At 35.5% G+C, this 24,449-nt stretch carries 27 protein-coding genes; 19 read left to right on the top strand and 8 right to left on the bottom strand.

Annotated elements, in window-relative coordinates:
* Positions 1–25: 25 nt before the first annotated feature.
* Both K332_RS23000 and K332_RS0119990 read right to left on the bottom strand, forming a co-directional pair.
* On the bottom strand, positions 26–1,201 hold the full coding sequence (locus K332_RS23000) for a glycosyltransferase family 4 protein (RefSeq protein ID WP_051359558.1): 1,176 nt from the start codon (positions 1,199–1,201) through the stop codon (positions 26–28).
* Between the two features lie 21 nt (positions 1,202–1,222).
* Entirely contained in the window at positions 1,223–1,885 is a 663-nt protein-coding gene (locus tag K332_RS0119990) for a sugar transferase (protein WP_026909068.1), read from the bottom strand.
* A gap of 659 nt (positions 1,886–2,544) precedes the next feature.
* Here K332_RS0119990 and K332_RS0119985 point away from each other — a divergent pair.
* The 3 genes from K332_RS0119985 to K332_RS0119975 all read left to right on the top strand — a co-directional run bounded on the left by K332_RS0119985 (position 2,545) and on the right by K332_RS0119975 (position 5,992).
* Positions 2,545–3,387 (top strand): aldo/keto reductase, encoded by an 843-nt coding sequence (locus tag K332_RS0119985; protein ID WP_026909067.1) that lies wholly within the window; start codon positions 2,545–2,547, stop codon positions 3,385–3,387.
* A 201-nt stretch (positions 3,388–3,588) separates the two neighbouring features.
* Positions 3,589–4,380 (top strand): ABC transporter ATP-binding protein, encoded by a 792-nt coding sequence (locus K332_RS0119980; RefSeq protein ID WP_026909066.1) that lies wholly within the window; start codon positions 3,589–3,591, stop codon positions 4,378–4,380.
* On the top strand, positions 4,373–5,992 hold the full coding sequence (locus K332_RS0119975; RefSeq protein WP_026909065.1) for a hypothetical protein: 1,620 nt from the start codon (positions 4,373–4,375) through the stop codon (positions 5,990–5,992). The genes K332_RS0119980 and K332_RS0119975 overlap by 8 nt, the downstream gene beginning before the upstream one ends.
* A 202-nt stretch (positions 5,993–6,194) precedes the next feature.
* On the opposite strand, the gene K332_RS0119965 is transcribed toward K332_RS0119975, so the two are convergent.
* The 3 genes from K332_RS0119965 to K332_RS0119955 all read right to left on the bottom strand — a co-directional run bounded on the left by K332_RS0119965 (position 6,195) and on the right by K332_RS0119955 (position 8,565).
* Positions 6,195–6,839: a YczE/YyaS/YitT family protein gene (locus K332_RS0119965; protein WP_026909064.1), complete on the bottom strand. Its 645-nt coding sequence runs from the start codon at positions 6,837–6,839 to the stop codon at positions 6,195–6,197.
* Positions 6,840–6,964: 125 nt separating this feature from the next.
* On the bottom strand, positions 6,965–7,174 hold the full coding sequence (locus tag K332_RS0119960; RefSeq protein WP_026909063.1) for a hypothetical protein: 210 nt from the start codon (positions 7,172–7,174) through the stop codon (positions 6,965–6,967).
* A 413-nt stretch (positions 7,175–7,587) separates the two neighbouring features.
* A complete protein-coding gene (locus tag K332_RS0119955) occupies positions 7,588–8,565 on the bottom strand; it encodes an NAD(P)H-quinone oxidoreductase (protein ID WP_026909062.1) in 978 nt (325 codons plus the stop codon).
* Positions 8,566–8,887: 322 nt separating this feature from the next.
* Between K332_RS0119955 and K332_RS0119950 the strand changes: the two genes are divergently transcribed.
* A complete protein-coding gene (locus K332_RS0119950; RefSeq protein WP_026909061.1) occupies positions 8,888–9,451 on the top strand; it encodes a tyrosine-type recombinase/integrase in 564 nt (187 codons plus the stop codon).
* 34 nt (positions 9,452–9,485) lie between these two features.
* On the opposite strand, the gene K332_RS0119945 is transcribed toward K332_RS0119950, so the two are convergent.
* On the bottom strand, positions 9,486–10,175 hold the full coding sequence (locus tag K332_RS0119945; protein WP_026909060.1) for a universal stress protein: 690 nt from the start codon (positions 10,173–10,175) through the stop codon (positions 9,486–9,488).
* A 188-nt stretch (positions 10,176–10,363) separates the two neighbouring features.
* Between K332_RS0119945 and K332_RS0119940 the strand changes: the two genes are divergently transcribed.
* From K332_RS0119940 to K332_RS0119910, 7 genes are all read left to right on the top strand, one after another.
* Entirely contained in the window at positions 10,364–12,778 is a 2,415-nt protein-coding gene (locus K332_RS0119940; RefSeq protein ID WP_026909059.1) for a Na+/H+ antiporter subunit A, read from the top strand.
* Positions 12,768–13,199 carry a Na(+)/H(+) antiporter subunit B gene (locus K332_RS0119935; protein WP_026909058.1) on the top strand — a complete coding sequence of 144 codons (432 nt, stop codon included), beginning with the start codon at positions 12,768–12,770 and terminating at the stop codon, positions 13,197–13,199. The genes K332_RS0119940 and K332_RS0119935 overlap by 11 nt, the downstream gene beginning before the upstream one ends.
* Positions 13,199–13,537 carry a Na(+)/H(+) antiporter subunit C gene (locus K332_RS0119930; protein ID WP_026909057.1) on the top strand — a complete coding sequence of 113 codons (339 nt, stop codon included), beginning with the start codon at positions 13,199–13,201 and terminating at the stop codon, positions 13,535–13,537. Before K332_RS0119935 ends, K332_RS0119930 begins: the two co-directional genes overlap by 1 nt.
* The gene (locus K332_RS0119925) at positions 13,530–15,020 is read left to right on the top strand and encodes a Na+/H+ antiporter subunit D (protein ID WP_026909056.1); all 1,491 of its coding nucleotides are present in this window, start codon (positions 13,530–13,532) and stop codon (positions 15,018–15,020) included. Before K332_RS0119930 ends, K332_RS0119925 begins: the two co-directional genes overlap by 8 nt.
* 111 nt (positions 15,021–15,131) lie before the next feature.
* Positions 15,132–15,617, top strand: a complete 486-nt coding sequence (locus K332_RS0119920) for a Na+/H+ antiporter subunit E (protein ID WP_026909055.1) — start codon at positions 15,132–15,134, stop codon at positions 15,615–15,617.
* Positions 15,610–15,888 (top strand): Na(+)/H(+) antiporter subunit F1, encoded by a 279-nt coding sequence (locus K332_RS0119915; RefSeq protein WP_026909054.1) that lies wholly within the window; start codon positions 15,610–15,612, stop codon positions 15,886–15,888. The genes K332_RS0119920 and K332_RS0119915 overlap by 8 nt, the downstream gene beginning before the upstream one ends.
* Entirely contained in the window at positions 15,872–16,234 is a 363-nt protein-coding gene (locus K332_RS0119910; protein WP_026909053.1) for a Na+/H+ antiporter subunit G, read from the top strand. The genes K332_RS0119915 and K332_RS0119910 overlap by 17 nt, the downstream gene beginning before the upstream one ends.
* A 69-nt stretch (positions 16,235–16,303) precedes the next feature.
* Here K332_RS0119910 and K332_RS0119905 read toward each other — a convergent pair whose 3' ends face one another.
* A complete protein-coding gene (locus tag K332_RS0119905; protein WP_026909052.1) occupies positions 16,304–17,581 on the bottom strand; it encodes a mechanosensitive ion channel family protein in 1,278 nt (425 codons plus the stop codon).
* Positions 17,582–17,835: 254 nt separating this feature from the next.
* Here K332_RS0119905 and K332_RS0119900 point away from each other — a divergent pair, with 254 nt between their 5' ends.
* Positions 17,836–18,069: a hypothetical protein gene (locus K332_RS0119900; protein WP_026909051.1), complete on the top strand. Its 234-nt coding sequence runs from the start codon at positions 17,836–17,838 to the stop codon at positions 18,067–18,069.
* Positions 18,056–18,622: a hypothetical protein gene (locus K332_RS22995; protein WP_051359557.1), complete on the top strand. Its 567-nt coding sequence runs from the start codon at positions 18,056–18,058 to the stop codon at positions 18,620–18,622. The genes K332_RS0119900 and K332_RS22995 overlap by 14 nt, the downstream gene beginning before the upstream one ends.
* A gap of 115 nt (positions 18,623–18,737) precedes the next feature.
* Here the strand turns inward: K332_RS22995 and K332_RS0119890 are convergent, their stop codons facing one another.
* Positions 18,738–19,439 (bottom strand): RluA family pseudouridine synthase, encoded by a 702-nt coding sequence (locus tag K332_RS0119890; protein WP_026909050.1) that lies wholly within the window; start codon positions 19,437–19,439, stop codon positions 18,738–18,740.
* Positions 19,440–19,742: 303 nt separating this feature from the next.
* Between K332_RS0119890 and K332_RS0119885 the strand changes: the two genes are divergently transcribed.
* The 6 genes from K332_RS0119885 to K332_RS0119865 form a co-directional block, all read left to right on the top strand.
* Positions 19,743–21,017, top strand: coding sequence for an FxLYD domain-containing protein (locus tag K332_RS0119885; RefSeq protein WP_026909049.1), 1,275 nt, complete (start codon positions 19,743–19,745; stop codon positions 21,015–21,017).
* Between the two features lie 20 nt (positions 21,018–21,037).
* Positions 21,038–21,820, top strand: a complete 783-nt coding sequence (locus tag K332_RS22990) for a S1C family serine protease (protein WP_051359556.1) — start codon at positions 21,038–21,040, stop codon at positions 21,818–21,820.
* Positions 21,821–22,125: 305 nt separating this feature from the next.
* Positions 22,126–22,665, top strand: a complete 540-nt coding sequence (locus K332_RS23425) for a hypothetical protein (protein ID WP_051359555.1) — start codon at positions 22,126–22,128, stop codon at positions 22,663–22,665.
* Complete coding sequence (locus K332_RS23420; protein WP_051359554.1) at positions 22,631–23,410, top strand: S41 family peptidase; 780 nt, start codon at positions 22,631–22,633, stop codon at positions 23,408–23,410. Before K332_RS23425 ends, K332_RS23420 begins: the two co-directional genes overlap by 35 nt.
* A gap of 134 nt (positions 23,411–23,544) precedes the next feature.
* Complete coding sequence (locus K332_RS0119870) at positions 23,545–24,072, top strand: CueP family metal-binding protein (RefSeq protein WP_026909048.1); 528 nt, start codon at positions 23,545–23,547, stop codon at positions 24,070–24,072.
* 177 nt (positions 24,073–24,249) lie between these two features.
* Positions 24,250–24,449: transposase family protein (locus K332_RS0119865; RefSeq protein WP_026909047.1), on the top strand; the 200-nt coding region annotated here is incomplete at its 3' end.

Raw genomic sequence — 24,449 nt, 5'->3', positions numbered from 1 at the left:
TTTTCCACCACCGAACATATTCAGTCTAAATCTGCTTTACATTCATAATATTTTCTTTAACAACTTCGACATTATCCATTTGATTAATCGACAGATAGACTTCTTTCGTCTTCTCCAAAATTAATGGCAGGTCATATTTTTCTAGAATGAGCTTCCTCCCCGTTGTTCCTAATCTATTACGAAACTCGCGATTCTCTACTAATAACAGGATTGCTCTCATTAATTCGCTTGAATCTTTAACCGGAACTAGGAGTCCATTACTTGCTTCTTCAACTAGATCTCTATTACCTCGGATATTTGAGACAACAACCGGTTTCTCCATTGCCATCATTTCCATCACAGACTTAGGCAAACCCTCTCGCTCTGAAACTAGCAGACCAATATCCGTAATACTTAATAACTCTCTAATATCTTCTCTGAATCCTAGACAACGGACATATTCATGTAATCCTTTATTTTGAACCTCTATTTTTATTTCATCTACTAACTTTCCATCCCCGACCAATAAAACAACAAAGTCTTGATGTACTTCCTTCATTTTTTCAACTGCTTCAAGAATATCAATTTGCCTCTTGTTTTCGTTGAATTCCGCGATATGTGTAATTACAGTTTTATCTAATGGTAGGTGTAAACTTTCCCTTATACTTTTCCTAGATTCATAAGAAACAAGATTTGGATTATAGAAGGTAGCATCAATGCCTATCCCATGGATGAAATGAATGTTTGAAGCAGGTAAAAATTCCTTTGCCTTCTCATAATCATGCGTATTCATAACAATTAACTTATCTGTCTTTCTAGCGGCATATTTTTCTGCTGCATAATAGATTTGGTTACTTATTTTCGCACCATTTTCATTGAAATGGAAGCCATGAGCAGTATAGACAATAGATTGTTTTTTAGTGGATGCAAGTCGAGTAAGGAAGGAAGCAATTGGAGTATGTACATGGATTAACGGATACTTTTCTTTTCTAATTAACTTCCTTATTTTAAAGAACGCTCTTATATTGTCTTTACTTCTAATACTTCTTGAAAAAGGGAGATGGATGAGGTGTACATGTGGCAGTTGTTCTGCTAATTCTTTTTCATTGATAATAAAAGTTGCGATTGTTACGGTATATCCCATTTCCTGCAACAATTTAATATGAGGAACTAAAAAAAGTATTATTTGTCTATCAAGAGTAGTGACAATTAAACATTTCAAGTAGCATCCCCCTCCTTAGAATTACCTAGATCCGTTCCCAGAGCATATAATTTCTATTGTCTTCACTAGTATTTTTAAGTCCATTTTTATTCCTTTATTTTCGATATAATACAAATCAAGTAGTAGTTTCTTTTCTGGTGAAAGATTATACCCCCCATTGACCTGAGCTAATCCAGTTAAACCAGGTTTAACTAATAATCTCTTTGTAAAACCAGGTATCGACTTTTCAAACTCTGCCGTAAAAATTGGCCTTTCAGGTCTCGGACCAACTAATGTCATTTCTCCTTTTAATATATTAATGATTTGTGGAAGTTCATCTATTCTAGTCTTTCTCATAAACCTTCCAACTTTAGTTACTCTTGGATCATTTTCCAATGCCCATGTTGCACCATTTTTTTCTGCATCTAGAAACATGGATCGTAATTTATATACCTTAAAATACTGACCATAATATCCTACTCTCACTTGATAGTAGATGGCAGGACCAGGGGTCTCGAGCCTAATTAAGATTGAAAATATTCCTATAATCACTAATACAATTGGTAAACATATAAGTGAAAAAATCACATCTATCATTCGTTTACTAAACTGGTAATTCCCTGTCTGGTCATGTCTTGAGTCCACTAAACTAAAACTAGGAGCATATTCCTCATAAAAATTTGTTGAACTCGGATTTCCGTGCAAGTTATTCCCCCCCTTATGGTTAACTTAACAAGGATTTAAGTTTATGCATTCAATCGACACTACTTCGCCTCTCTTTAAGAAAATATAATCTCTCGAGTATTCACAAGTCTGATAAACATTTGTATGTTCTTTTTTATCTAGTCAGAGAACGTATACGTAACTTTTCTCCTAACCATTTGGGCATCTAACCCCCCCTCCCATCACACCAATGACGACGTAGCGTCTAAGGTTTCATGACAACCCACAATGTGATCGAGTGCCTACATTGATAGTGGTCCTGTAGACAATACCAATTTTCTTTTTCTCTAATCTAATTATTTTGTGTTCCAGCTAGTAGTCACTTTGCTGCAAAATAGTACTATACACCTGTCTATTCATATTCTATAAAGCAAGTTAACTTTCTAGAACAAATTGTTCACTTTAGTGAACGTTTTTTTGAAGATATTGTTACAACTGGCTTATTTTGTATGTATTGTATTTGCCCTTGAATGAGTGATTTATTACTTGTTTCATATAGAATAATTTGTAGGTTTTTCTTTGATAGCAAGAACCGCCCAAAAAGAATTTCTTACAATGAAATAAACAGAATCGAGCTTTTTACGTAGGATTTCATGATACACTGTAATAAATAAATTGTTTAAAGGAGAGGAGAAGAGTATATGACAAACCAACTTCAAAAAATAACATTAAACGACGGGAATCACATTCCAGCTATTGGTTTTGGTACTTATAAATTGAAAGGCAATGAAGGCGTTGCGGCAATTGAGAGTGCAATCAACCTTGGCTATCGACTACTAGACTCCGCCTATAATTATGAAAATGAAGGAACAGTTGGCGAGGCGGTTCGTCGTACCACTGTCCCGAGAGAAGAATTAATGATTACTTCTAAACTCCCTGGACGTTATCACCGTTATAACGATGCGATAGTTACGATTGAGGAATCACTATATCGTGCTAAGCTAGGTTACTATGATATTTATCTAATTCACTGGCCGAACCCAAATCGGGATTTATATGTTGAAGCATGGCAAGCATTGATTGAAGCGAAGAAAAGAGGGCTGGTTCGTTCCATTGGGGTTTGTAACTTTTTACCCGAACACCTAAAACGCCTTCAAGACGAAACAGGTGTTTTACCGGCAATTAATCAAATAGAATTACATCCATTTTTTAACCAAGAAGAACAGCGAGAGTGGCATAAGGAACACGGCATTGTAACAGAATCTTGGAGTCCACTTGCTAGAGCGAATGATGTTTTCGAAAACGAAGTACTTAAAAATATTGCGACAAAATATGATAAGTCTATTTCACAAATCATTTTACGATGGCATTATCAACTTGGTGCTGTTGCAATACCGAAATCTGCTACACCTAATCGACAACTAGAAAATATAAGCCTTTTTGACTTTTCATTAGATGATCAAGATATGAAGACCATCGCTAGTCTTTCTCGCCAAGATGGTAGATTGAAAAATCAAGATCCTGCTGTTTATGAAGAGTTTTAGTAATCTGTTAAACATCCCTACTCATCTTGAATAGGGATGTTTAATTTTCTAAACACCATTGCAATCCAAAGCACAGATTGATATGTTAAGTAAAATAGATTATATATTGGGAGTTTCATAGATGTGAAACAAGAACCAGGGACTATAATTGATTGCTCCAGAAAAACTACGTTCCCATAATCAAGAAAGGGTGTTCAAGGGATGAAGGAGAAAGTACTATCACTACAAAACCTAACCATGAGTTATTCTGGTAAGGACGTTTTAAACGGGATCAACCTAGATGTATATAGAGGGCAAATTATTGGCTATATCGGGCCAAATGGAGCCGGAAAAAGTACCACACTAAAAATCATGCTCGGATTAGTTGACGGGTATGGTGGAACAGTAGAAATCTTTGGCCATAACATTGCAACAACGGATCATACATATAAACAAAAAATTGGTTACGTACCAGAAAATGCGGAGATTTACGATAACCTAACAGCTGCTGAATATTTAAGTTTCATCGCTGAACTATACGGTTTAGACCGTCATGAAGCGGAAATAAAAGCGCTGAGTCTTTTGAAGGAGTTCGATATGGAGAATGTTTTCCATTCAAGAATCTCATCTTTTTCTAAAGGTATGAGACAAAAAGTACTTATTATCTCTAGCCTTCTACACAATCCAGATTTAATTTTTCTCGATGAACCGTTAAGTGGGTTGGATGCAAATAGTGTCATGGTCATTAAAGATATGCTAGAGGCATTAGCTAATCAAGGTAAAACCATTTTCTACTCCTCCCACATTATGGACGTAGTGGAGAAGATTAGTAATCGTATTGTGCTTTTAGTGAATGGTGATATTGCGGCGGATGGTTCTTTCGACGAGCTAAAGGAACAAAGTAAAGCTGGATCACTTGAGAGTATTTTTAATCAATTAACCGGGTTTGATGAACATAAGGAAACAGCGGAAAAAATCGTCTCCATTATAACGGAGGATGGTAAAAATGAGTGAAATCCGTATTCTGAAAGTCCTTGATCCATTCCAATCCGTTTTTCGTAAATTAAATATTGATTACACCGTCATGCGAAAGATATTAGAAGTTAAGCTTTCAATGGACCAAAGACGAATTCCAACTATCCTAAGTCAAAATGCTAAGAAAAAGGAAGGAAATCAATTTATTCAATCATTATGGATTTACGCTTTATATGGCCTACTTCTTATCCCATTTTCTTTTTTTGGCGATAATTATTTATTCCAAGTAAGTATTATTGCTGGGGTTGCCATGTTCATTCTAATGACATCCATGATTTCAGACTTCTCTTCGGTACTTCTAGATGTTCGAGATAAGGTAATTTTAAATACGAAACCAGTCCATACCAGAACGGTTAATGCAGCTAAAATTCTTCATATAGCAATCTATTTAACAATGCTTACAGGAGCATTTATCGCTATTCCAGCAGTTGTTTTTCTGTTCACAAAAGGTATTCTTTACTTTCTACTTTTCATCATTGAAGTTATTTTAATAGACCTTTTCGTTCTAGCTTTAACAGCGCTAATCTACATGATTATCCTGCGATTTTTCGATGGGGAAAAATTGAAAGATATTATTAATTATGTGCAGATTTTACTTGCTGTAGCAGTTGTTGTTGGTTATCAAATTATCATAAGATTATTTGATATTGTAGGCTTTGAATATATTTATGATTTTAGCAGGTGGCATGTATTCATCCCACCTGTATGGTTCGGAGCTCCATTCGAAATGATATTAAATCAAAATTATTCAAGTGAGATTATTGTCCTTTCCCTACTTGCCGTGATTGGACCAATCGTCTCTATTATTCTCTATTATTTATTGATGCCATCATTTGAGCGGAATTTACAGAAGTTAATGGAAGAATCGAGTACGAAGAAAAGGAAAAAACGAAGCCTGAATGATTTTTTCGAAAAAATAGTTTGCTTTAGTCGTGAGGAAAGGCTATTCTACCGGTTCGCTTCTATTATGATTAGCCGTGAGAGGGATTTTAAACTAAAAGTATATCCATCACTTGGAATGGCACTGGTTTTCCCGTTAATCTTTCTTTTTAATAATCTAAGCTTTCAGACCTTCGGAGAATTAGGACAAGGCAGATCCTTTTTAACAATTTATTTCGCTAACATAATCATTGGTACGGTTGTTTATATGCTCCAGTTTTCTGCCAAGTACAAGGGAGCATGGATTTTCCAAACAACGCCAATTCAAAAACATTCCATCGTTTATAGTGCAACATTAAAGGCATTCTTCGTGAAGCTATATTTACCAGTCATATTTTCACTATCGGTATTGTACGTCTGGATATTTTCATTTCGTATTCTACCAGATTTAGCAGTTGTCTTAGTCACTGCTTTATTACAAATTCTAATATCCTATAAATTATTTAACAATGGAAAATATCCATTCACTGAACCGATTGAATCTGCTCAACAAGGTGGAGGAACAACTGGAAAGATTATTATCTTAATGCTCATAGTCGGGGTATTTACGATTGTCCATCTCGTTGTTTCCTTCATACCGTTTGCAATTTATATTTACCTAGCAATATTAATTGTACTCACAGTACTATTCTGGAAACTTATTTTTAAATAGAAACCGGGAAATTGGTGCCTGTCACTTCCCGAATTTTAGGGAATTTTGTCGAACGCAAGACAGAATTCCCGTATTTTTTTGGCGCCTGCCTCCACCCGGATTTTGAGGAATTTTGTCGAATGAAGCCTCGGACTTTCACGATTTTGATTCCTCTTTAGAAATAGCTTACCACGTTGACTGTCTTTTCCCTGACCAAACTCCTTCATGCACTGGACTTCGACATCTGATGTCTATCATATCGCTTTTCCATTAAAACAATAAATGCTTTAAACTTCTTAAATGTATATGCAAATACCGGACTTTGAACAAAGGTAAAAATAAACGTAAATAAGAACACCGGGCCACCTAATAGAAGTCCAATTAATAACACGATTGTCTCCACTACAATGCGTACTAAACCAACTGATTTGCCAAATTTATCTGAAATAGATAACATAAAGCCGTCTCGCGGTCCAGCACCAATTTCAGCAGAATTATACAGGCCGCCACCAAATCCCATCGTAATAATTCCAATAATCATAATAAGATAATCTGTCCATGTATGACTAGCATTCGGTAAGAAATCAATCAATAAAAAAAGATCCACAAAGGCTCCTACTAGAATTGCATTGAGAAACGTTCCTAATTTCACATAACTTTTATCTAGTACCAAGGAGACACAAATCAAAAATATCGATATAATAATTGCCCAGGAACCAATCGTTAATCCAACTTTTTCATATAAAGCAACATTCAATACATCCCAGGGATGCACCCCAAGATACTGCATTTTTAATGCAATCGTTATCCCATAACTAAACGTTATTAACCCGGCCAAATAGAATAGCCAACGAATTGTACGGATCATGTTTTCCCTACTTTCTACGGTGTCTATTCCAATTCCCCCCTAAAATTCTTTCTCATTTATTTGAGGATGGAATACTATTAATTGAATTGGTAAATATAAATATCAATTTTGTACTTCCTGTATGATTAACCCTTGAATTTCACTGTAAACTTTTCCGGCTTCGTTACATAGCCCTCGATGATATAACCACAATCTGTACAAATTACATACTCAATTGGCGAACCAAAACTAATTTTATCAATAGAAGACATTAATGCATGCCCACTTTGCTTCCCTCTCCCTAACTCTTTTGATCCACATTTTGGACAAGAGTCAGCCCCTGAGTAATTAACCATTTATATCCCCCTAAAGTAATATTTCTATTATTCTAACACATTAATAACATCTAACACTCCATATTTAACTAAATTCAAATACGTATTCATATTAGGTACCAATGTTTTATTACTTAATTTCATATTAGAAAAACTCGCATTCACTCATCCTTTAGCGAAGAAACTACTTGTGTTACTCCATGAGAGACAGCTCGATTAGACTTCATGCAGCTTTACGAGGAGAATTACTTCCCCGAATTATCTTAAGTACGACGAGCACTCTTTGTGTTAGTCCTTCTATACGTCCGGAAAGTTTTTAAACATCCATAACTACCAAAAAAAGAATGCACAAAGCAGCTTAAATTCCACATTGTACATTCCTATGCATGTTATATCCTTTTTACTCCTTTATGGTCCATCACAAGCTTCTTTAATTAATCTATCTCCAACACTATTTTTCCAATATTACGGTTTTCCTTCATTCGCATATGTGCTTTCTCAACATCAGTCCAATTATATACCTTGTCAATTACAGGTTTAATCGTTCCTATTTCTAAACCTTTTATGCCGAATTGCTTAAAAGCTTGAGTAAGCTCAATCTTAAATTCAGGTGTTCTTGACCGTAAAGTTGAGCCCATATATTTTATTCGCTTCGATAAGAAGAGACCAATATTTACATGGTTAACTTCACTTCCACCTAAAGTACCAATCAGTATCCATCTTCCATCTATAGAAATTGAATCCAAGTTATATTGCCAGAAAGAAGCTCCTACAAAGTCTAGGATTAAATCCACACCATGATTTTGCGTGATTTCCATCATTTTATCACTAAAATCACCGTCTTTATAATTAATTGCAAAGTCTGCACCAAGATTTAAGCAGTAATCCAATTTCTCTTTAGAACCGGCCGTAACAATAATGGTGGCTCCTATTTCTTTAGCAATTTGAATCGCTGCTGTTCCAACCCCACTTGCTCCCGCATGTATGAGTACAAATTCCTTTTCTTTTAGTTCACCTAACAGGACAAGATTTAAATAAGCTGTTAAAAATGCTTCAGGGATAGCCGCTGCTTCTGAAAACGATAAGCTATCAGGAATTTTCAAAGCCATTTTACCAGGTACAACTACTTTTTCTGCATAGCCTCCTCCTGGCAATAATGCAAAAACCCTGTCCCCTATCTCCCAATCGGTTACCCTGTTCCCTACTTGTTCCACAATTCCTGCTATCTCTAATCCTAATATCTCACTAGCACCTTTAGGAGGTGGATAGTTCCCTTCACGTTGCAATAAGTCTGCGCGATTCAATGAAGTTGCCTTTACTCGTACAATTAAATCATCTTCACCACAAACAGGATTTGGTGCCGTTCCAATATATAATCTTTTCGTATGTTCCTCGATTAAGATCGCTTTCACCTAAAACACTCCTTTTTTTATTCCTAAAAAGGCTAACCTACTTTAAATATATCATTTACTCCTTTATGAATTGAATTATCAAGTCCCACGTACTTAGTTATTGATACTAAAAAGAGATCAGTATAATTTTTATAGATTCAATATCTACACACGTTACACTAATTATTTTGCATTCCATTCATAAAAACTAATGGAAGGAAAATAATAAGAAGTAATCATGAAAAACAACTTTGTTCACACTTTCGTCACAAACGTCACAATTGTCGATGTTACATAACCTATGCTAAAATATAGTTAAGTAACATTAATGGAGCGTAAAAATATGGAATACGTTGTCCCTATAAAGGATATTTCAAAAATAAAAACAATGAAGAAAATACTTGAATCGTCTTCATTAAGAGACTTTGTCTTATTTGTTATTGGCATTAATACTGGTATTAATGCACAAGACTTATTAAATTTAACAGTAGAAGATGTTTGGGATGGACACAAAGCTAAAGAATTTCTATATATACGTGATGAAAAGACTACTGAGGTAAGAGCACATTATCTCAATAACCAAGTGCACATTGCTTTAGGAAAATATTTCAAGAATCATGATTTTAAACAAAATGATTACTTGTTTAAATCAAAAAGAAATGAAAAGCCAATTACACGTCAACAAGCATATCGAATTATAAATGATGCAGCGAAAAAGGCAGGAATTGAAGATAAGGTTGGTCTTCATTCCGTTCGTAAAACATTTGGCTACCATGCCTACCGTAAAGGTGTTACAATCTCTATCTTAATGAATATGTTCCATCATAATTCTAGGGCAGAAACATTACATTATATAGGTATTACTGAGGAAGAGAAAAAACAAGTAAAGGTAGATGTTAATTTATAAAAAAAGGACTCTCCAATTACTTGGAGAGCCACATTTACGATTTACTTTCTTGTTCTAAATCAACAGTTACTTCTACTTTTTTCAATTCCTTCACTGTACCGTCTGTTACTTTAACTTTAAACATTTCCTTATCTTTCATAAATTTGAAGATTCCATTGTCAAAGTCCGTACCTTGCTCTTTAAAGAAAATTCCTTCATAGTCAACAGAATTTGAATGTTTAAAAGATAAGCTATACTGATTTTCTTCTTGCGTTAGGTATGCTCGACATCCTCTTTGGAATTGTCCATTCTCATTACGGATATAACGAGTAACAGAAATAATATGCAAATCAACAAAAGGGATTTCATGAAGCAATGTATTAATTAAAGAGCCCTTCGTTATTTGTTCCCATCTGCTTTGTGCTGTTTGACCAAGAATAATTTGTGTAACATGTTTGTTTCTAGCAACTTCTGCAATAACCTTTGAAACAGGTCGTTTTTCATTATCTAACATAATAAATTCAGATGTGGCATTCTCATCAGCCAACTGTTTCCAATGTTCAATATAAAATGCCTTTTCTGCATCCATTTCATCAAACGGCTTAGCATCAATTGTAAGAATATATAATGGACAGCTTAGCATATTGGCAATTTTGAGGCCTCTTCTAATAAGACGTTCACCATTTGGTCCATAGTGTACACATACCAGTATACTTTCATCCAAACGACCAATATTAGTTTCCATAATATATTCACCTCATCAATATTTTTAAATTGCTTATTTTTTTTACATTATGTCTTTATACGTAAATAAAATACAACTTTATATTTAAACTATGTATGACTATAACACGTTGTATATAAATGTCAATCGAATTAATGAAATCAGTAATTTTGTGAAAAAAGCCTTTTTTCGTACAGGGAGTGGAAATTTTGAGTTTTATGCACTTTATTATTTTATTGCCTTTTATAGCGGCAATATTCATACCATTCGTTTATAAAAAGTGGAACATACATCTTCACACTGGATGGTTTGTTATTATTGTTCCTCTATTTATTTTTATCAATCTTTTATTTCAAATACCTGCCATTTCAAATGGTGATACTATTTTTCTTTCCATGAAGTGGATTCCTTCTTTAGGAATTAATTTTGATATTTATTTAGACGGCCTAGCGCTAATGTTTGCACTAATTATTAGCGGAATCGGTACATTAGTCGTTCTTTACTCTATATTTTATATGGCGAAAGAACGTGAGGCACTTCATAACTTTTATGTTTACTTATTGATGTTTATGGGAGCCATGTTAGGTCTTGTAAGCTCAGATAATGTATTAGTACTTTATACCCTTTGGGAGCTAACCAGTGTATCTTCCTTCTTACTTATTGCTTATTGGTATGAACGAAAAAAATCTCGCTCTGGTGCGTTGAAATCCATGATAATAACCGTTTTTGGTGGTCTAGCTATGCTGGCTGGTTTAATCATGTTAGCCATGATCACTGATACTTATAGTATAAGAGAAATGATAGCAAGTGTTAACTTAATTATCGAAAGCCCTCTTTTCATACCAGCAATGGTGCTGGTTCTTCTTGGAGCTTTCACTAAATCAGCACAATTTCCATTCAGCATCTGGCTTCCAGATGCCATGGAAGCACCAACACCTGTCAGTGCTTATTTACATTCCGCCACTATGGTAAAAGCAGGGCTATATCTATTAGCGCGTATGACACCGATTTTCGGTGGAAGTGCAGCTTGGTTTTGGCTAGTTGGTGGAGTTGGGATTATCACAATCTTTTATGGTTCGATAAGAGCTGTAAGACAAACAGACTTAAAAGCACTTTTAGCGTATTCGACTATTAGCCAGCTTGGTCTAATTATGAGTCTATTAGGAGTAGGATCTGCTGCGCTTTATTTTAATATAGGAAATGCGCAGGAAGTCTATGCTGTAGCAATTTTCGCTGCTCTTTTCCATCTATTTAATCACTCCACCTTTAAAGGTGCATTATTCATGGTCGTTGGAATCATTGACCATGAGACAGGAACTCGTGATATTAGGAGACTCGGTGGATTACTAACTATTATGCCTGTGACCTTCACCATTGCTTTAATTGGCAGTCTTTCCATGGCGGGTTTACCACCTTTTAACGGGTTTTTAAGTAAGGAAATGTTCTTTACAGGAATGCTTCATGCCTCTGAAGTGAATATATTCGGACTAGACGGGTGGACGATTCTCTTCCCTATTATCGCTTGGATAGCAAGTGTCTTTACCTTTATCTATTGCATGATCTTATTGTTGAAACCATTCTTAGGAAAGCTTCAACCAGAAAAGTTGCCAAAAGATAATGTGCATGAAGCACCATTTGGAATGCTTGTTCCACCTGTCATTCTAGGTTCATTAGTGGTATTAGTATTCTTTTTCCCAAATCTATTAGCAGAGTATATTTTAAAACCTGCACTAGTTTCAGTAATACCAACCGTCTCTACAGGAAATGAGGTATTCGAAATTCATGCTTGGCATGGGTTTGACAGTATAGAACTATGGATGACAATTGGTGTAATATTCTTTGGATTATTATTGTTCTTCTCGATTAAAAAGTGGAATATTGCTTTCCGATTTTTCCCTGACAAACTTAGCTTGAATAACTTGTATAACGCAACAATAGAAAACATGGAAAAACAATCCGCATCGTTCACAGACCGTTATATGACAGGTAACATTCGTCACTATTTACTTTATATTTTTATTTTTATCACAGTTATCATGATTGGATCCTTAATAAGCTTTGATGCGATATCTTTCAATTTTTCTAGTACAGGAGAAATTTCTATCTATGATATTGGAATTTTAGTTGTTATGGTAGCTGCTGCAATGACAACACTATTAACGAAAAACAGGATAACTGCTATCGTTTCTTTAGGGGCAGTTGGATATTTAATGGTTATGTTATTTGTTATTTTCCGGGCTCCTGACCTGGCTTTAACTCAGATGGTGGTGGAGACTGTAACAACTGTCCTATTCTTACTTTGTTTTTATCACCTTCCTAAACTAGGAAAACGATTAGAAAAGATGAAATTTAAGGTAACCAATTTAATTATTTCAATTGGTGTAGGTCTAACTGTCACTATCATGACATTAATAGCGTCCGGTCATAGATTACATGTTCCAATAACTAATTTCTTTGAGAATGCTTATGAACTCGCCGGTGCAAAAAATATCGTTAATGCGATATTAGTTGATTTCAGAGGTTTCGATACCATGTTGGAAATATCGGTATTACTAATTGCTGGAGTAGGAGTATTTACCTTAATAAAGCTTAGACCAAAAGGAAGTGAAAATGATGAAGCCTGAACCAAATGATGTCATACTGCATACCGTCACAAAACTTGCCGCTGTCATCATCTTCACATTCTCGATTGACCTATTTTGGGCGGGACACCATTTCCCTGGTGGAGGATTTATTGGAGGTTTAACAACGGCTGCAGGTATTGTCTTACTTTATTTATCCTTTGATATTGAACGAATTCAGACAAACTTACCGGTCGATTATAAGAAAATGGCTGCCCTTGGTGTGCTAATCTCTGTTGCAACGGGGATGGGCGGTATGATTTATGGCGATAATTTCTTAGAGCAAGCATTTGGATATTTTGATTTACCGGTATTTGGCGAAACAGAACTAGCAACAGCAGTATTATTTGATGTAGGTGTAGCGTTCGCTGTAATCGGAACGGCCATCACTATCATAACAAGCATAAGTGAGGATGAATTATAATGGAAACAATAATGGCAATCGTAATTGGAATTCTGTTTTCCATCGGTACTTATTTAATCCTATCCAACCAAATGCTGCGAATTATCCTAGGTCTCTCTCTTATTAGCCACGCCATTAATTTAATGATAATGGTTATGGGTGGTCTGAAAACTGGTGGACCTCCATTACTATCAGAAAGCTTTCAAAGCTTCACCGATGCTATACCACAAGCACTAATATTAACAGCAATTGTAATTAACTTTGCGGTAACCGCATTTCTACTAGTGTTAAGCTATCGTACGTATAAGAAGCATGGCACAGATGATATGAATCAACTAAGGGGAAATGAACATGAATAACCTATTAATCTGGCCAGTGATATTACCCTTAATAGCCGGACTACTATTTATACTAGTACCAAAGAATATTCGCTTGCAGCGAACGTTAAGTGTTGTTGTACTTGCAGTGATTGCTGGGATTTCAATCACTATTATGAATCAAATCTCAACAAATGGAATTCAAACGCTTCAACTAGGAGGATGGCAGGCTCCATACGGGATTGGCTTAGTAGCCGATATGCTCTCGATGTTACTCGTCCTAACGACTAGTATTGTTGCCTTCTGTTGTGTTATTTTCTCATTTCGGACAATTGGAAAGGAAAGGGAAAAATATTATTATTATCCTTTATTCTTATTCTTAATTACTGGTGTAAATGGTTCATTTATGACCGGGGACTTATTTAATTTATATGTCTTCTTTGAAGTGCTTCTAGTAGCTTCCTATGCCTTAATTTCATTAGGTGGGAAGAAGGTTCAACTTAGAGAGACGATGAAATATGTTATTATCAATATTTTATCTTCGGCATTTTTCCTAGTTGGCATCGCCTATTTATATTCAGTTACTGGCACCTTAAACTTGGCACATATTTCTGTTAGGATAGCAGAAGCTGGACAAGATGGTTTTATTACCACCGTTGCCATCCTGTTTTTAATTGTATTTGGAATTAAAGCTGGACTCTTTCTGTTTTACTGGCTACCTGGTTCTTATAGTGCACCACCAGCTGCAGTATCTGCCCTATTTTCAGCATTGCTTACTAAAGTTGGTATCTATGCAATTATCCGTATGTTTACGCTAGTGTTCTATCATGAACCACAAATAACGCATTTATTTATTGGAATACTAGCAGCACTTACAATGATTCTTGGTGGTATCGGAGCTATTGCATATTGGGATATTAATAAAATCTTAACCTATAACGTTATTATAGGGGCTGGATTTATCCTAGCTGGAATCGCTGCTTTTACAACGAGCGGCGCACTTGGCTCTATCTACTATTTAATTCACGACATGATCATTAAAGCACTTATTTTCCTAATTGGTGGTGTTGTCGTTTATTTAACAGGAACAACTAATTTAAAAGAGATGAGTGGATTAATTCGTAACCATCCCTATTTAGGCTGGATGTTCTTCATTGCTTCATTGTCTCTCATTGGAATCCCACCACTTGGTGGATTTTTAGGAAAAGTTTTTGTTACGAGAGGTACCTTTGAGGCTGGGTACTTTTGGTTAGGATTAATCGGTTTACTAACCAGTCTTATGATTCTATACTCTGTCATGAAAATCTTTATGAATGCTTTCTGGGGTGAGACGGTGTTAAGTGAGGAGGAGGAAAAGGGAACAACAAAAGGAGTCATTCTTCCAATTGCTCTATTAACATTGCTAACCATCGCCTTAGGACTGGGACCAGAATTTATTAATTCTTATGTAGAAATTGCAGTGGAAGGTCTCATGAATCCACAAACCTACATTGATGCTGTTTTTGCCGAAAATGAAATTCCTTAAACCCAAGACCATGTATTCAGGTCGCTCGGAGGGTTTATGAAATCTCTGTTCCAATGAAAAAGAAGCATATGTTAGAAAGTAGCTAAATTGTAAAAGAAAGGAAGAGCAGTAATGCCATTTCAAATATTAGTAAATATTTTTATTGCTTTTCTTTGGATGTTTTTCCAGGATGAATGGAATTTTCTATCCTTCTTAAGTGGATATTTTGTTGGATTGATTATTCTTTTCTTTATGCGAAGATTCTTCCAAAAGCCCTTTTATATTTTCTTCGTCTGGGCAGCATTAAAATTATTATTCGTTTTTACGAGAGAGTTAATAAGCTCAGCTATTGTCGTTATTGGGCAAATACTCCGTCCTAAGATCAATATTACACCTGGAATTTTTCGAATCGATACGGATTTAGAGGGAGATGTAGAGATTACTTTACTTTCACTTCTTATTTGTTTAACTCCAGGATCTGTTGTGATGGAGGTTACCCCTGATGGAAAAAGCTTGTATGTTCACGCAATGGATATACCCGATTCTAAAGAGTCTGTCCTAAAATCACAGATTATTTTTGAACGTGCAATAAAGGATGTGACAAGAAAATATGTTTGATGTATTAATGATTTTATCCTTAGTAATTTTGACCATAGCTATTCTGTTTAATTTTTACCGAGTTGTTAAAGGACCTTCAAGTGTAGATCGTGTCCAGGCTTTAGACGCGATTGGAATTAACTTAATTGCGGGAACTGCCATTTTCTCTGTGTACCTTGATACGCATGCATTTTTTGAATTAATCCTTCTTATTGGGATATTATCCTTTATTGGAACGATTGCATTTGCACGGTTTATCGAAAGAGGTGTTGTCATTGAACGAAAGCGCTGAGGTCATTGCTGGGGTTTTTATATTATTTGGAACCATCATTAGTCTAATTAGTGCAATTGGTTTAGTTCGTCTACCAGATGTTTATACACGTTCACATGCTGCATCAAAAAGTTCTACAGTTGGCGTGCTTTTCATCTTAATCGGTACTCTACTCTATTTCATCATTTCCGAAGGGTACTTCAGTATCCGGCTTATTTTAGGTATTATCTTTGTATTTTTAACAGCACCAGTTGGGGCACATGTTATAAGTCGTGCCGCTTACCGTGCCGATGTTCCATTAACAGAGACTAGTGTAGAGGATGAATTAAAAGATTACTTCGAGCAACATGAAAAAGAACGAGGTTAGTACTATTAAAGGGAAACAGTCCCTCATCACTTTAACATGCTAAAGCGATGAGGGACTGCCCCCTACTCATTATTCTTGTTCCCTATCTCTAATACCGACTTCTTCATTCAAACCTTCCACCATACTCCTCATATCATTCCCTGATGGACTTTGGAAAATTTTCAATCCGAATTCCGGGGCAACTGCAAATAAATGATCAAAGATATCTGCCTGAACGGATTCATAAACTGCCCAGCTAGTATCACTTGTAAATGCATAAATTTCTAAAGGCAGTCCATGTTCAGTAGGTGCAAGCTGTCTAACCATTAAGGTCATGTCTTGGTTAATGCCAGAATGGCGCTGAATGTAATTACTGACATAAGCTCTAAATACACCCATATTCGTCATTGCCCTTCCATTTACAGGACTATTTCGATTGATATGGTTCTTTGTATTATATTCCACAATTTCATGTTCTCTATTACTAATATGATCCGATAAAATTTGAATCTGTTTAAACTTCTCTATCATCTCTTCGGTACAAAACGCGATACTAGTTGTATCAATAAATACAGATCGTTTAATTCGTCTTCCTCCAGAGTTCTGCATCCCTCTCCAGTTTTTAAACGAATCCGAGATCAAGGCATACGCAGGAATCATCGTAATCGTCTTATCCCAGTTTTGTACTTTTACTGTATTTAAGGAGATATCAATAATATCCCCATCTGCATCGTATTTCGGCATTTCAATCCAGTCACCAACCCGGACCATATCATTTGCTGTCAACTGAACCCCTGCAACAAGGCCAAGGATTGAATCTTTGAAAACTAACATAAATATAGCTGAAAGTGCACCGATTCCACTTAAGAATACAAAAGGACTTTTTCCAATTAAGCTTGCAATAACCGAAATGATTCCAATGGTTATCACGATAATTTTTATAACTTGAATATATCCTTTTATCGGTCGAATCTTGGATATTTCATATGTTTGATAGATATCATTAATTGCATTTAATAGGCTATTAATTACTGCTAATCCAACAATAATTAAATAGACAAGCACAAATTGTTTAATTAAATCTTCGTATGTTGGAAAGGTACCTGTTTCAGCAAAGGCAAAAATAATAACTGCTGGAACAATATGGGATAATTTACGGAATACCTTTCTTTCTAAAAGAATATCATCCCATTGAAAATTGTTCCTCCTTACAATATGGGTAATGATTCTGATTACTATCTTCTTCGTGATCAAATTTGCAATAAAGCAGATTAGTGCTACGAAAAGAATCGTTAAAATGACAGCTAGATACCCTGTTAACTTGGGGTTCATGTCAAATTGTACGAGCCAGTTTTCTATAAACTCCATGTTTCCCCTCCGTTTTATGTAGAGTGTTTGCTTTAATATAATGTCGGTCTAGTTTTCTATTATAGCATTTGTATAGGATACAGGCATCCCGAACCTAGCTCTAAAATATTCTTTTTCAGTTGAATTGCTATCCCCTTGCAGTCTTCCTTTACCCTTATCCATGTATTACCAATCATGAAAACGTGATATAATAGTAAGTAACTATAGTGTGTACATTCATTTTAATTATTATATTATGGGAAGGTGAAAAGTTTATGAAAAAAATTTCACTTGATGAAATTGATAACACCATTAAAGAAAATCGAAAATGGGTAAACGAAAAGATCCGCCATAATGCATCTACAATACGCCGAAAAAAGTCTCGAACAAGATCCCAAAGTGAAATTATTGCTTTAAATGAAATTGCTATCGCACGGTGGAAAAAAGCAGAGGAAATGGGCAAGATTAAAAGGTTAGGTAAAAGGTGTTTGTATTATGATTACAATTGATGATCTTCGAAAAGAATTTATTGCCCTTAAAGGTAAGCCAAAGTTTGAAAAGCAACTTGAATTTTCGGCTTTATTAACAGAATTTTTTAAACAAAAAGGTGTAAAACCGATTATCGTTGGTGGCTTATCTGTTGAAATTTACACACGTAACGACTACCACACCCACGATATTGATTTCGTTAGTGATGGTTGGGATTTATTTAATGAAGTACTAACGGAATTAGGCTTTAATCGAGTCCAAAGAGAATGGTATCATACGGATGCTGAAATTGCCATAGAGGTTCCTAGTAATCACTTAGAAGGTAGTTCGGAGCATATATACGAGATAGTACTTCCTTCAAAACGCAGTGTTTATGTGATTGGTGTAGAGGATATCATTATTCATCGAATAGAAGGGATTGCGTTTTCAGTTAAACATCCAAAAGACGATGAGGATTACGAATGGGCTTATCGAATGTTTCTTATTCATAAGGATAATCTGGATATGGAGTATTTAATTCAAAAAGCAAAGGAGGTAAAGGTATTCTATCTTATGGAAGAATGGTTTGAATAAGATTGGGCAGAACTTGTTTTACAGAAAGCATTAAAAATGCAGTGGATGTAATTCCACTGCATTTTTATTATCCAATATTTTTTTCCATATGAAGCTACTAGAATACTATTATTCCCTATAATAGAGCATAAGCTTTATTAGTAAAGTACTGCCATGATTCCCAAGGAAAATCATTCGGTGGTGTAGAATAAACTCCTACCGGTTCCTTCTTAACGGGATGTTCAAAATGAAGTGTATGTGCCCAAAGTGCAATTTGTTGGCCAGGTTTATTGAGATGCTCTCCATACTTTTGATCACCGTAAATTGGGTTTCCCATTGTTGAAAGCTGAACTCGTATTTGATGGGGTCTTCCGGTATGAAGATTCACAGAAAGTAGACTCAGGCCATTTTGCGATTCCAGAACCTCGTAATCTAGCACAGCTTTTTTAGCTTTTGGATGATTAGGAGAAACGGCGAACACTAAATTCTTCCGGTTATCCTTGTATAGATAATGAACCAGTTGTCCTCTTTTCTTTTTCGGGGTTCCATGAACTACCGTCAAATAATTCCGCTCAATTACATGTCTACGGATCATATCTGACAATCTGGAGGCAGCCTTCGATGTTTTTGCTAACACCATTGCCCCACCAACAGGTCGGTCTAGGCGGTGAACTAATCCCAAATACACATTACCAGGTTTATTATAACGAACTTTTAGGTCATTTTTTAATATCCTCAACAAATCTAGATCCCCACTACTATCTTCCTGCACTGGGATATTAATTGGTTTTTCTACCAAAAGCAGATGATTATCCTCGAATAGTATCGATATATTCATAGATGTTCATTCTCCTTAAGACATAATGCCTCCTATCATAACATGGTTACGTAGAGTATTCGATTAAATAAGCACATTCCCCGAGAAAATCACACTATTTTAAGAATCAAGCCAATGGACCTAGGACTGGGATTGCGGTTACTCGTCCCACCGAAAAGCTTTGTCCCCATGGCTCCTTTAACAAATAATAAATTCCTACAAATATCATGGAACTTTTTGCCCAAAGTCACATATAATAGCATGATGTTGTTTGTATTTTTATATTTATAATAAAAATAACATAAGATTAGGAGGATGAAATTGTTGTTTTGTCATCAGTGCGGGGGAAAAATATTAGAAGGGGCAAGTTTTTGTAATTCCTGTGGCTCAAAAGTTAATCAAGCACAAGAATCTGCTAACCAAATTCAGGAATCAGTTAACCAGGAACCACCTACAGAATCTAATCCCGAACAGCCAAGTGAAGTAATTAAGGATATTCAGCCGCAATACACAAACACCCAGCCCACACCTCAAAATGTCCAAAATACTTATCAACCCGAACAACCACCGAAAAAGCAATCTACATTAAAATTATTGCTACCAATCCTTATCCCAATACTGAGCTTCGTTATTGTTGTAGCTGTACTTGCATTTACTTTTACATCCGAGCAAAAGAAAAATGATACAGTATTAGAATTACAAAAGAGTGGAGAAAATTCAGCTCTTGAAGGGAATTATGCTGCGGCAGTTACAACGTTAAATGAAGCAATCAATCTTAGACCCGATTATGAAGTTTTAACGTTAAATTTAGAAGAGATTAATAAAGTAAAAGAATTCTCTGCTCAACTTGATTCAGTTAGTAAATCAATTGCCTCTCAAGACTTTGAAGGTGCCGAACAACTGTTGACTACCCTTAAGGAACAAGTTAGTACAAATAACGGTCCATTATTTACCAAGTTCCAAGAAAGCATCACACAGGAAGAAGAACGAATTGCAATCGGAAAGGTAGTTCGAGAGGTTGCTAGTTTAACCACCATTGATGAATTAGCAGCTAATTTAAGTATCTTGGAGACAATGTCATCCCCTGATGTAGAGAGTGTTCGAACAGAAATATTAGAAAAAATAGTTCAAATTTCAAACACCGAGGCGACAGAATTTCTTGCTAATGGACAATTTGCAGAGGCAATGAATGCTGTCAATAAGGGGCTAAGTTACAAAGCAGATGATGAACAACTCCTCCAGTTGAAGGAAAAAATTGAACAAGAGAAAGTTGCCGTTGAGGAACAAGCTGCTGAAGAAGACTTGCATAATCGTACGGCTGCTGTTGAATTAGTTTCATTAACTGCAAATCTTGAAGAAAATGGTGACGTTACTTTTGAAGGTACCATTAAAAGTAACGCTACTGTTCCAATTTACACCATCCTTATTTATTATGCCCTATACGATAATAACGGTGAACTTCTTTTTGAAGGTAATGTTAGCGTAGAGCCAGATCTACTAGAGCCAGGCGATGAGGGGTACTTTTCAGGACTGGTTCCGGAAGTAAATCAAGAAGTAACTGTAGAAGTTTTCAATGCCACTTGGTACTTCGATCAATAAGGAAAGGATGGTAAATATTCATGAATAAACGTTGGCTAATAAGTTTATTGATTACCCTCTTGTTATTATGTGTAGGTGTATTTGGCGTATTTTTCATAAAGAGTCATATTTCTAATAAACTAGATGAGCCTTCCACGATCTTAGTGGAAGGTTCATTAACCCCTGAAGAAGAAGAAACAACTGCCGGGGTTGAAGTTGAATCTAAGGAAGTTAAGGATATTATTCAAGAAGCACAGCAAAAAGTAGTAAAAATCGAATTAGAGAATGGTTCAATCGGCTCGGGATTTTTATATAACGACATGGGTGACATAATTACAAATGCTCATGTCGTAAGTGGTGTTAAAGAAGTTACCATCATTACTACTGATGAACGTGAATTTTCAGGCATAGTTATTGGTATTAGCACTGATATTGATATTGCTGTTGTTAGAGTAGATGGTCTGATAGGTGTAGAACCATTAAAAATACGTATGGAAAAAGCTGAAATCGGTGATGAGGTACTTGCATTAGGTAGCCCACTGGGACTCGATAATACCGTTACGACTGGAATTATTAGTGGTGTAGGCCGTGATTTAGAGATTGAGCCCTATGTTTACAATGACCTCTATCAAATTTCCGCACCAATTGCTCCTGGAAATAGTGGCGGACCATTACTTCATAGGGAAACAGGTGAAGTGATTGGCATTAACTCTGCTGCTTCAGATGTTGGTACGATTGGATTTAGCATTCCGATTATGAACGTCCTTTCCATGATCAAGGGTTGGTCTACTACACCTATGATAGAGTTGCCTGGGGTGGAGTGAGATAGTTTGTTTTAGTGGTAACGGAAAGCTTATTTGATTGGGTCCATGCTCGGTTGGTTTGGGATTATGGTTTCGTGCATTGGGCTGATGGTTAGTTGCTTCGGAAGCATGTTTTTGTGCATTGGGCTGATGGTTAGTTGCTTCGGGCGTATGCTTTCGTTTTAGCCATACTTCAATAGCATACGATAAATTAAGCCCGCCTTCTCCAACCTAAGACCGAGAACATTTCATTCTGCAGTGGCATTGTTTAAAACCATTCAATCATTTACAATGAATTTAGAATATTTGCTACTTGGAGGGTGAATATGTATACTGAAATTTCCCACGAAATAGTAGACATCATGCACCATGACTATTCAGGTTGTATTGACAAAAATGGCTGGGACAACCCTAAAGAATACGAAAAAGAAATACTAGAATTAGAGAAAGATAATAAATTAACTACCAATCGTTTTACAGAAATTATTCGAGATTACTTACTAGATTTCAAAGATCCATATATCATTTTTAAACCCATCAAATCAGATACACAGATAGAATATGATAATGGTTTTCGAGTAAGACGTTATGAAGATAAATTATATATTAGAACTCTCACCGCTGAAGCACGTCTAGAAATTGGAGAAGCTATCATTTCCCTTGATCAAATCCCTATACGTGAGTTAGTACATAAACATCAACGTGAATTAATGGATAGTATTGCCGAACGGGAAGAATGGCGAAATATCATTTACAAGTACAAGGTAGCTGAAGTGATGGATAACGAGGGAAATGTTCGTCTTCTTGACTTAAAGAAATACGAGAAAACATATGAACCACAACATACCATTAAAAAAAGTAAATGAAGACACCTTTTGTATGACACTTTCTGACTTCTTCGATCTAACACCAATTGAAATAGTATTAGAAAAACATAAGGAAGAATTAAAGAACACAAAAAACTTAATCATTGATGTTCGCGTAAACTACGGGGGAACCGACCAATCATTCGTGAATTTAGGAAAATATATTTTTCCAGTAGGTATAAACAAGATTGACAATAGTTTTTACAATATGAAGTTTAACTGCACAGAAAGAAATGCTGATTTAATGATTCAATGGATTGATGATGAACTTGAGAAAACAGCGAATGAACAATATCGTGAAGGTCTAAAGCAGTGGAAAGAACAAACATGGGAAAAATATAGGGGAAAAGGATTTATTAGTTTTAATGAAGATAGCAGTGATGGTAATGAATTTGAAATCGAAGGCCAAGAGTATCCTAAGAATATTATCGTCCTAACAGATAATTATTGTGGTAGTGCAGGTGATATTTTCGTTTACCTATGCAAACAATCATCTAAAGTCACTGTCATTGGTCGTCCTACAATGGGAATTAATGATTATTCCAACTTAACGACCATAAAATGGGACAATCAATTTGAATTATTATATCCTACATCCAGATTAGACCAACTAGACAGCCGTAGCCTAAATCACGAACAAGGAATTAAACCACATATCTACATTCCTTGGACACCAGAACATCTAAAGAAAGATGTTGATATGGAAGCTGCTAAGAGACTACTTCAAGAAACTAACAGAATATGATGAAGCATATTCAAGACTGGAAGAATAATGCAATAAAGACTGGTCCCTTATGAACTTTTCGTGACTTTTCAACTTCCTACTTGTTATTATGGTAAAATACAATCAGATTATATCTAGTGTAGGAGTTGAAAAACATGAAGAGAATTCTTCTAATCATTGTAGGTCTATCACTAATAACCATAATGGCGGCATGTAATGAAGATACATCCATTGAAAATGATGGTGAAACGAAAGATATCAAGGAAATGGTACACGACTATAGTGTCGGTGACTTTGAAAATATCTCCGCTTCCATTACTTCACAACAATTGGTTGTAACGGATGAGAATAATAAGGAAACAACGTTTGATTTGCCTGATGATGAATTTTTTGTTTCTATTGCACCATTTGAAACGACAACACATCCTTGTGCAATCCATTCACTAACTGGATGCCAAGGTGAATTAGTGGAAAAAGAATTTCAAGTCCATATTGAGGATGAAGACGGAAATGTTGTAATAGATGAAACAATCACTTCTCTTGAAAATGGATTTATTGATTTATGGCTTCCCCGTGATAAGAACTTTAACGTAACAATTGAGCATAATGGTAAAGTTGCTGAATCTGAAATCTCTACTTTTAAAGAGGATAATACTTGTATTACTACGATGCAGTTAATTTAATAGAATCTAGTAAGACACTTATTTTGCTGACTGTAGCATTTTAAGTGTTTTTTATTTAGGCTCTATAATATTTGTTGGGGTACATGAAATATTCTGAAAAAGGTTAACACGCAACCTACCAATCCTTTATACTTGAATTGTCGAGAAACAAGTCTAAGTGAATGGGGTTGCGTGTAAATGAATTTTACCATGAATATTCCTGGTTTGAAAGATTGTATCGTTACAAATATTGAGGAAAGAAACGAAATGGTTATTATCCATATAGAAATGGAACGAGTTGCCCAAGTGTGTCCTAGCTGTGGCGAGAGGACACAACGTATTCATGATTATCGTCTTCAAAAGATTAAACATCTAAAGTGGTTCGAACGCATTACTCA

The sequence above is a fragment of the Paucisalibacillus globulus DSM 18846 genome, from assembly GCF_000482485.1.
GTDB classification, from domain to species: Bacteria; Bacillota; Bacilli; order Bacillales; family Amphibacillaceae; genus Ornithinibacillus; species Ornithinibacillus globulus.
This window is presented reverse-complemented; position numbering and strand designations above follow the sequence as displayed.

What these genes read in the sequence shown, in the direction of transcription:
- K332_RS0119985 (WP_026909067.1), top strand. Translation starts at nt 2,545, where the DNA reads ATGACAAACCAACTTCAAAAAATAACATTAAACGACGGGAATCACATT.
- K332_RS0119980 (WP_026909066.1), top strand. Translation starts at nt 3,589, where the DNA reads ATGAAGGAGAAAGTACTATCACTACAAAACCTAACCATGAGTTATTCT.
- K332_RS0119975 (WP_026909065.1), top strand. Translation starts at nt 4,373, where the DNA reads ATGAGTGAAATCCGTATTCTGAAAGTCCTTGATCCATTCCAATCCGTT.
- K332_RS0119965 (WP_026909064.1), bottom strand. Translation starts at nt 6,839, where the DNA reads ATGATCCGTACAATTCGTTGGCTATTCTATTTGGCCGGGTTAATAACG.
- K332_RS0119960 (WP_026909063.1), bottom strand. Translation starts at nt 7,174, where the DNA reads ATGGTTAATTACTCAGGGGCTGACTCTTGTCCAAAATGTGGATCAAAA.
- K332_RS0119950 (WP_026909061.1), top strand. Translation starts at nt 8,888, where the DNA reads ATGGAATACGTTGTCCCTATAAAGGATATTTCAAAAATAAAAACAATG.
- K332_RS0119945 (WP_026909060.1), bottom strand. Translation starts at nt 10,175, where the DNA reads ATGGAAACTAATATTGGTCGTTTGGATGAAAGTATACTGGTATGTGTA.
- K332_RS0119935 (WP_026909058.1), top strand. Translation starts at nt 12,768, where the DNA reads ATGAAGCCTGAACCAAATGATGTCATACTGCATACCGTCACAAAACTT.
- K332_RS0119930 (WP_026909057.1), top strand. Translation starts at nt 13,199, where the DNA reads ATGGAAACAATAATGGCAATCGTAATTGGAATTCTGTTTTCCATCGGT.
- K332_RS0119925 (WP_026909056.1), top strand. Translation starts at nt 13,530, where the DNA reads ATGAATAACCTATTAATCTGGCCAGTGATATTACCCTTAATAGCCGGA.
- K332_RS0119920 (WP_026909055.1), top strand. Translation starts at nt 15,132, where the DNA reads ATGCCATTTCAAATATTAGTAAATATTTTTATTGCTTTTCTTTGGATG.
- K332_RS0119915 (WP_026909054.1), top strand. Translation starts at nt 15,610, where the DNA reads ATGTTTGATGTATTAATGATTTTATCCTTAGTAATTTTGACCATAGCT.
- K332_RS0119905 (WP_026909052.1), bottom strand. Translation starts at nt 17,581, where the DNA reads ATGGAGTTTATAGAAAACTGGCTCGTACAATTTGACATGAACCCCAAG.
- K332_RS0119900 (WP_026909051.1), top strand. Translation starts at nt 17,836, where the DNA reads ATGAAAAAAATTTCACTTGATGAAATTGATAACACCATTAAAGAAAAT.
- K332_RS22995 (WP_051359557.1), top strand. Translation starts at nt 18,056, where the DNA reads ATGATTACAATTGATGATCTTCGAAAAGAATTTATTGCCCTTAAAGGT.
- K332_RS0119890 (WP_026909050.1), bottom strand. Translation starts at nt 19,439, where the DNA reads ATGAATATATCGATACTATTCGAGGATAATCATCTGCTTTTGGTAGAA.
- K332_RS22990 (WP_051359556.1), top strand. Translation starts at nt 21,038, where the DNA reads ATGAATAAACGTTGGCTAATAAGTTTATTGATTACCCTCTTGTTATTA.
- K332_RS23425 (WP_051359555.1), top strand. Translation starts at nt 22,126, where the DNA reads ATGTATACTGAAATTTCCCACGAAATAGTAGACATCATGCACCATGAC.
- K332_RS23420 (WP_051359554.1), top strand. Translation starts at nt 22,631, where the DNA reads ATGAACCACAACATACCATTAAAAAAAGTAAATGAAGACACCTTTTGT.
- K332_RS0119870 (WP_026909048.1), top strand. Translation starts at nt 23,545, where the DNA reads ATGAAGAGAATTCTTCTAATCATTGTAGGTCTATCACTAATAACCATA.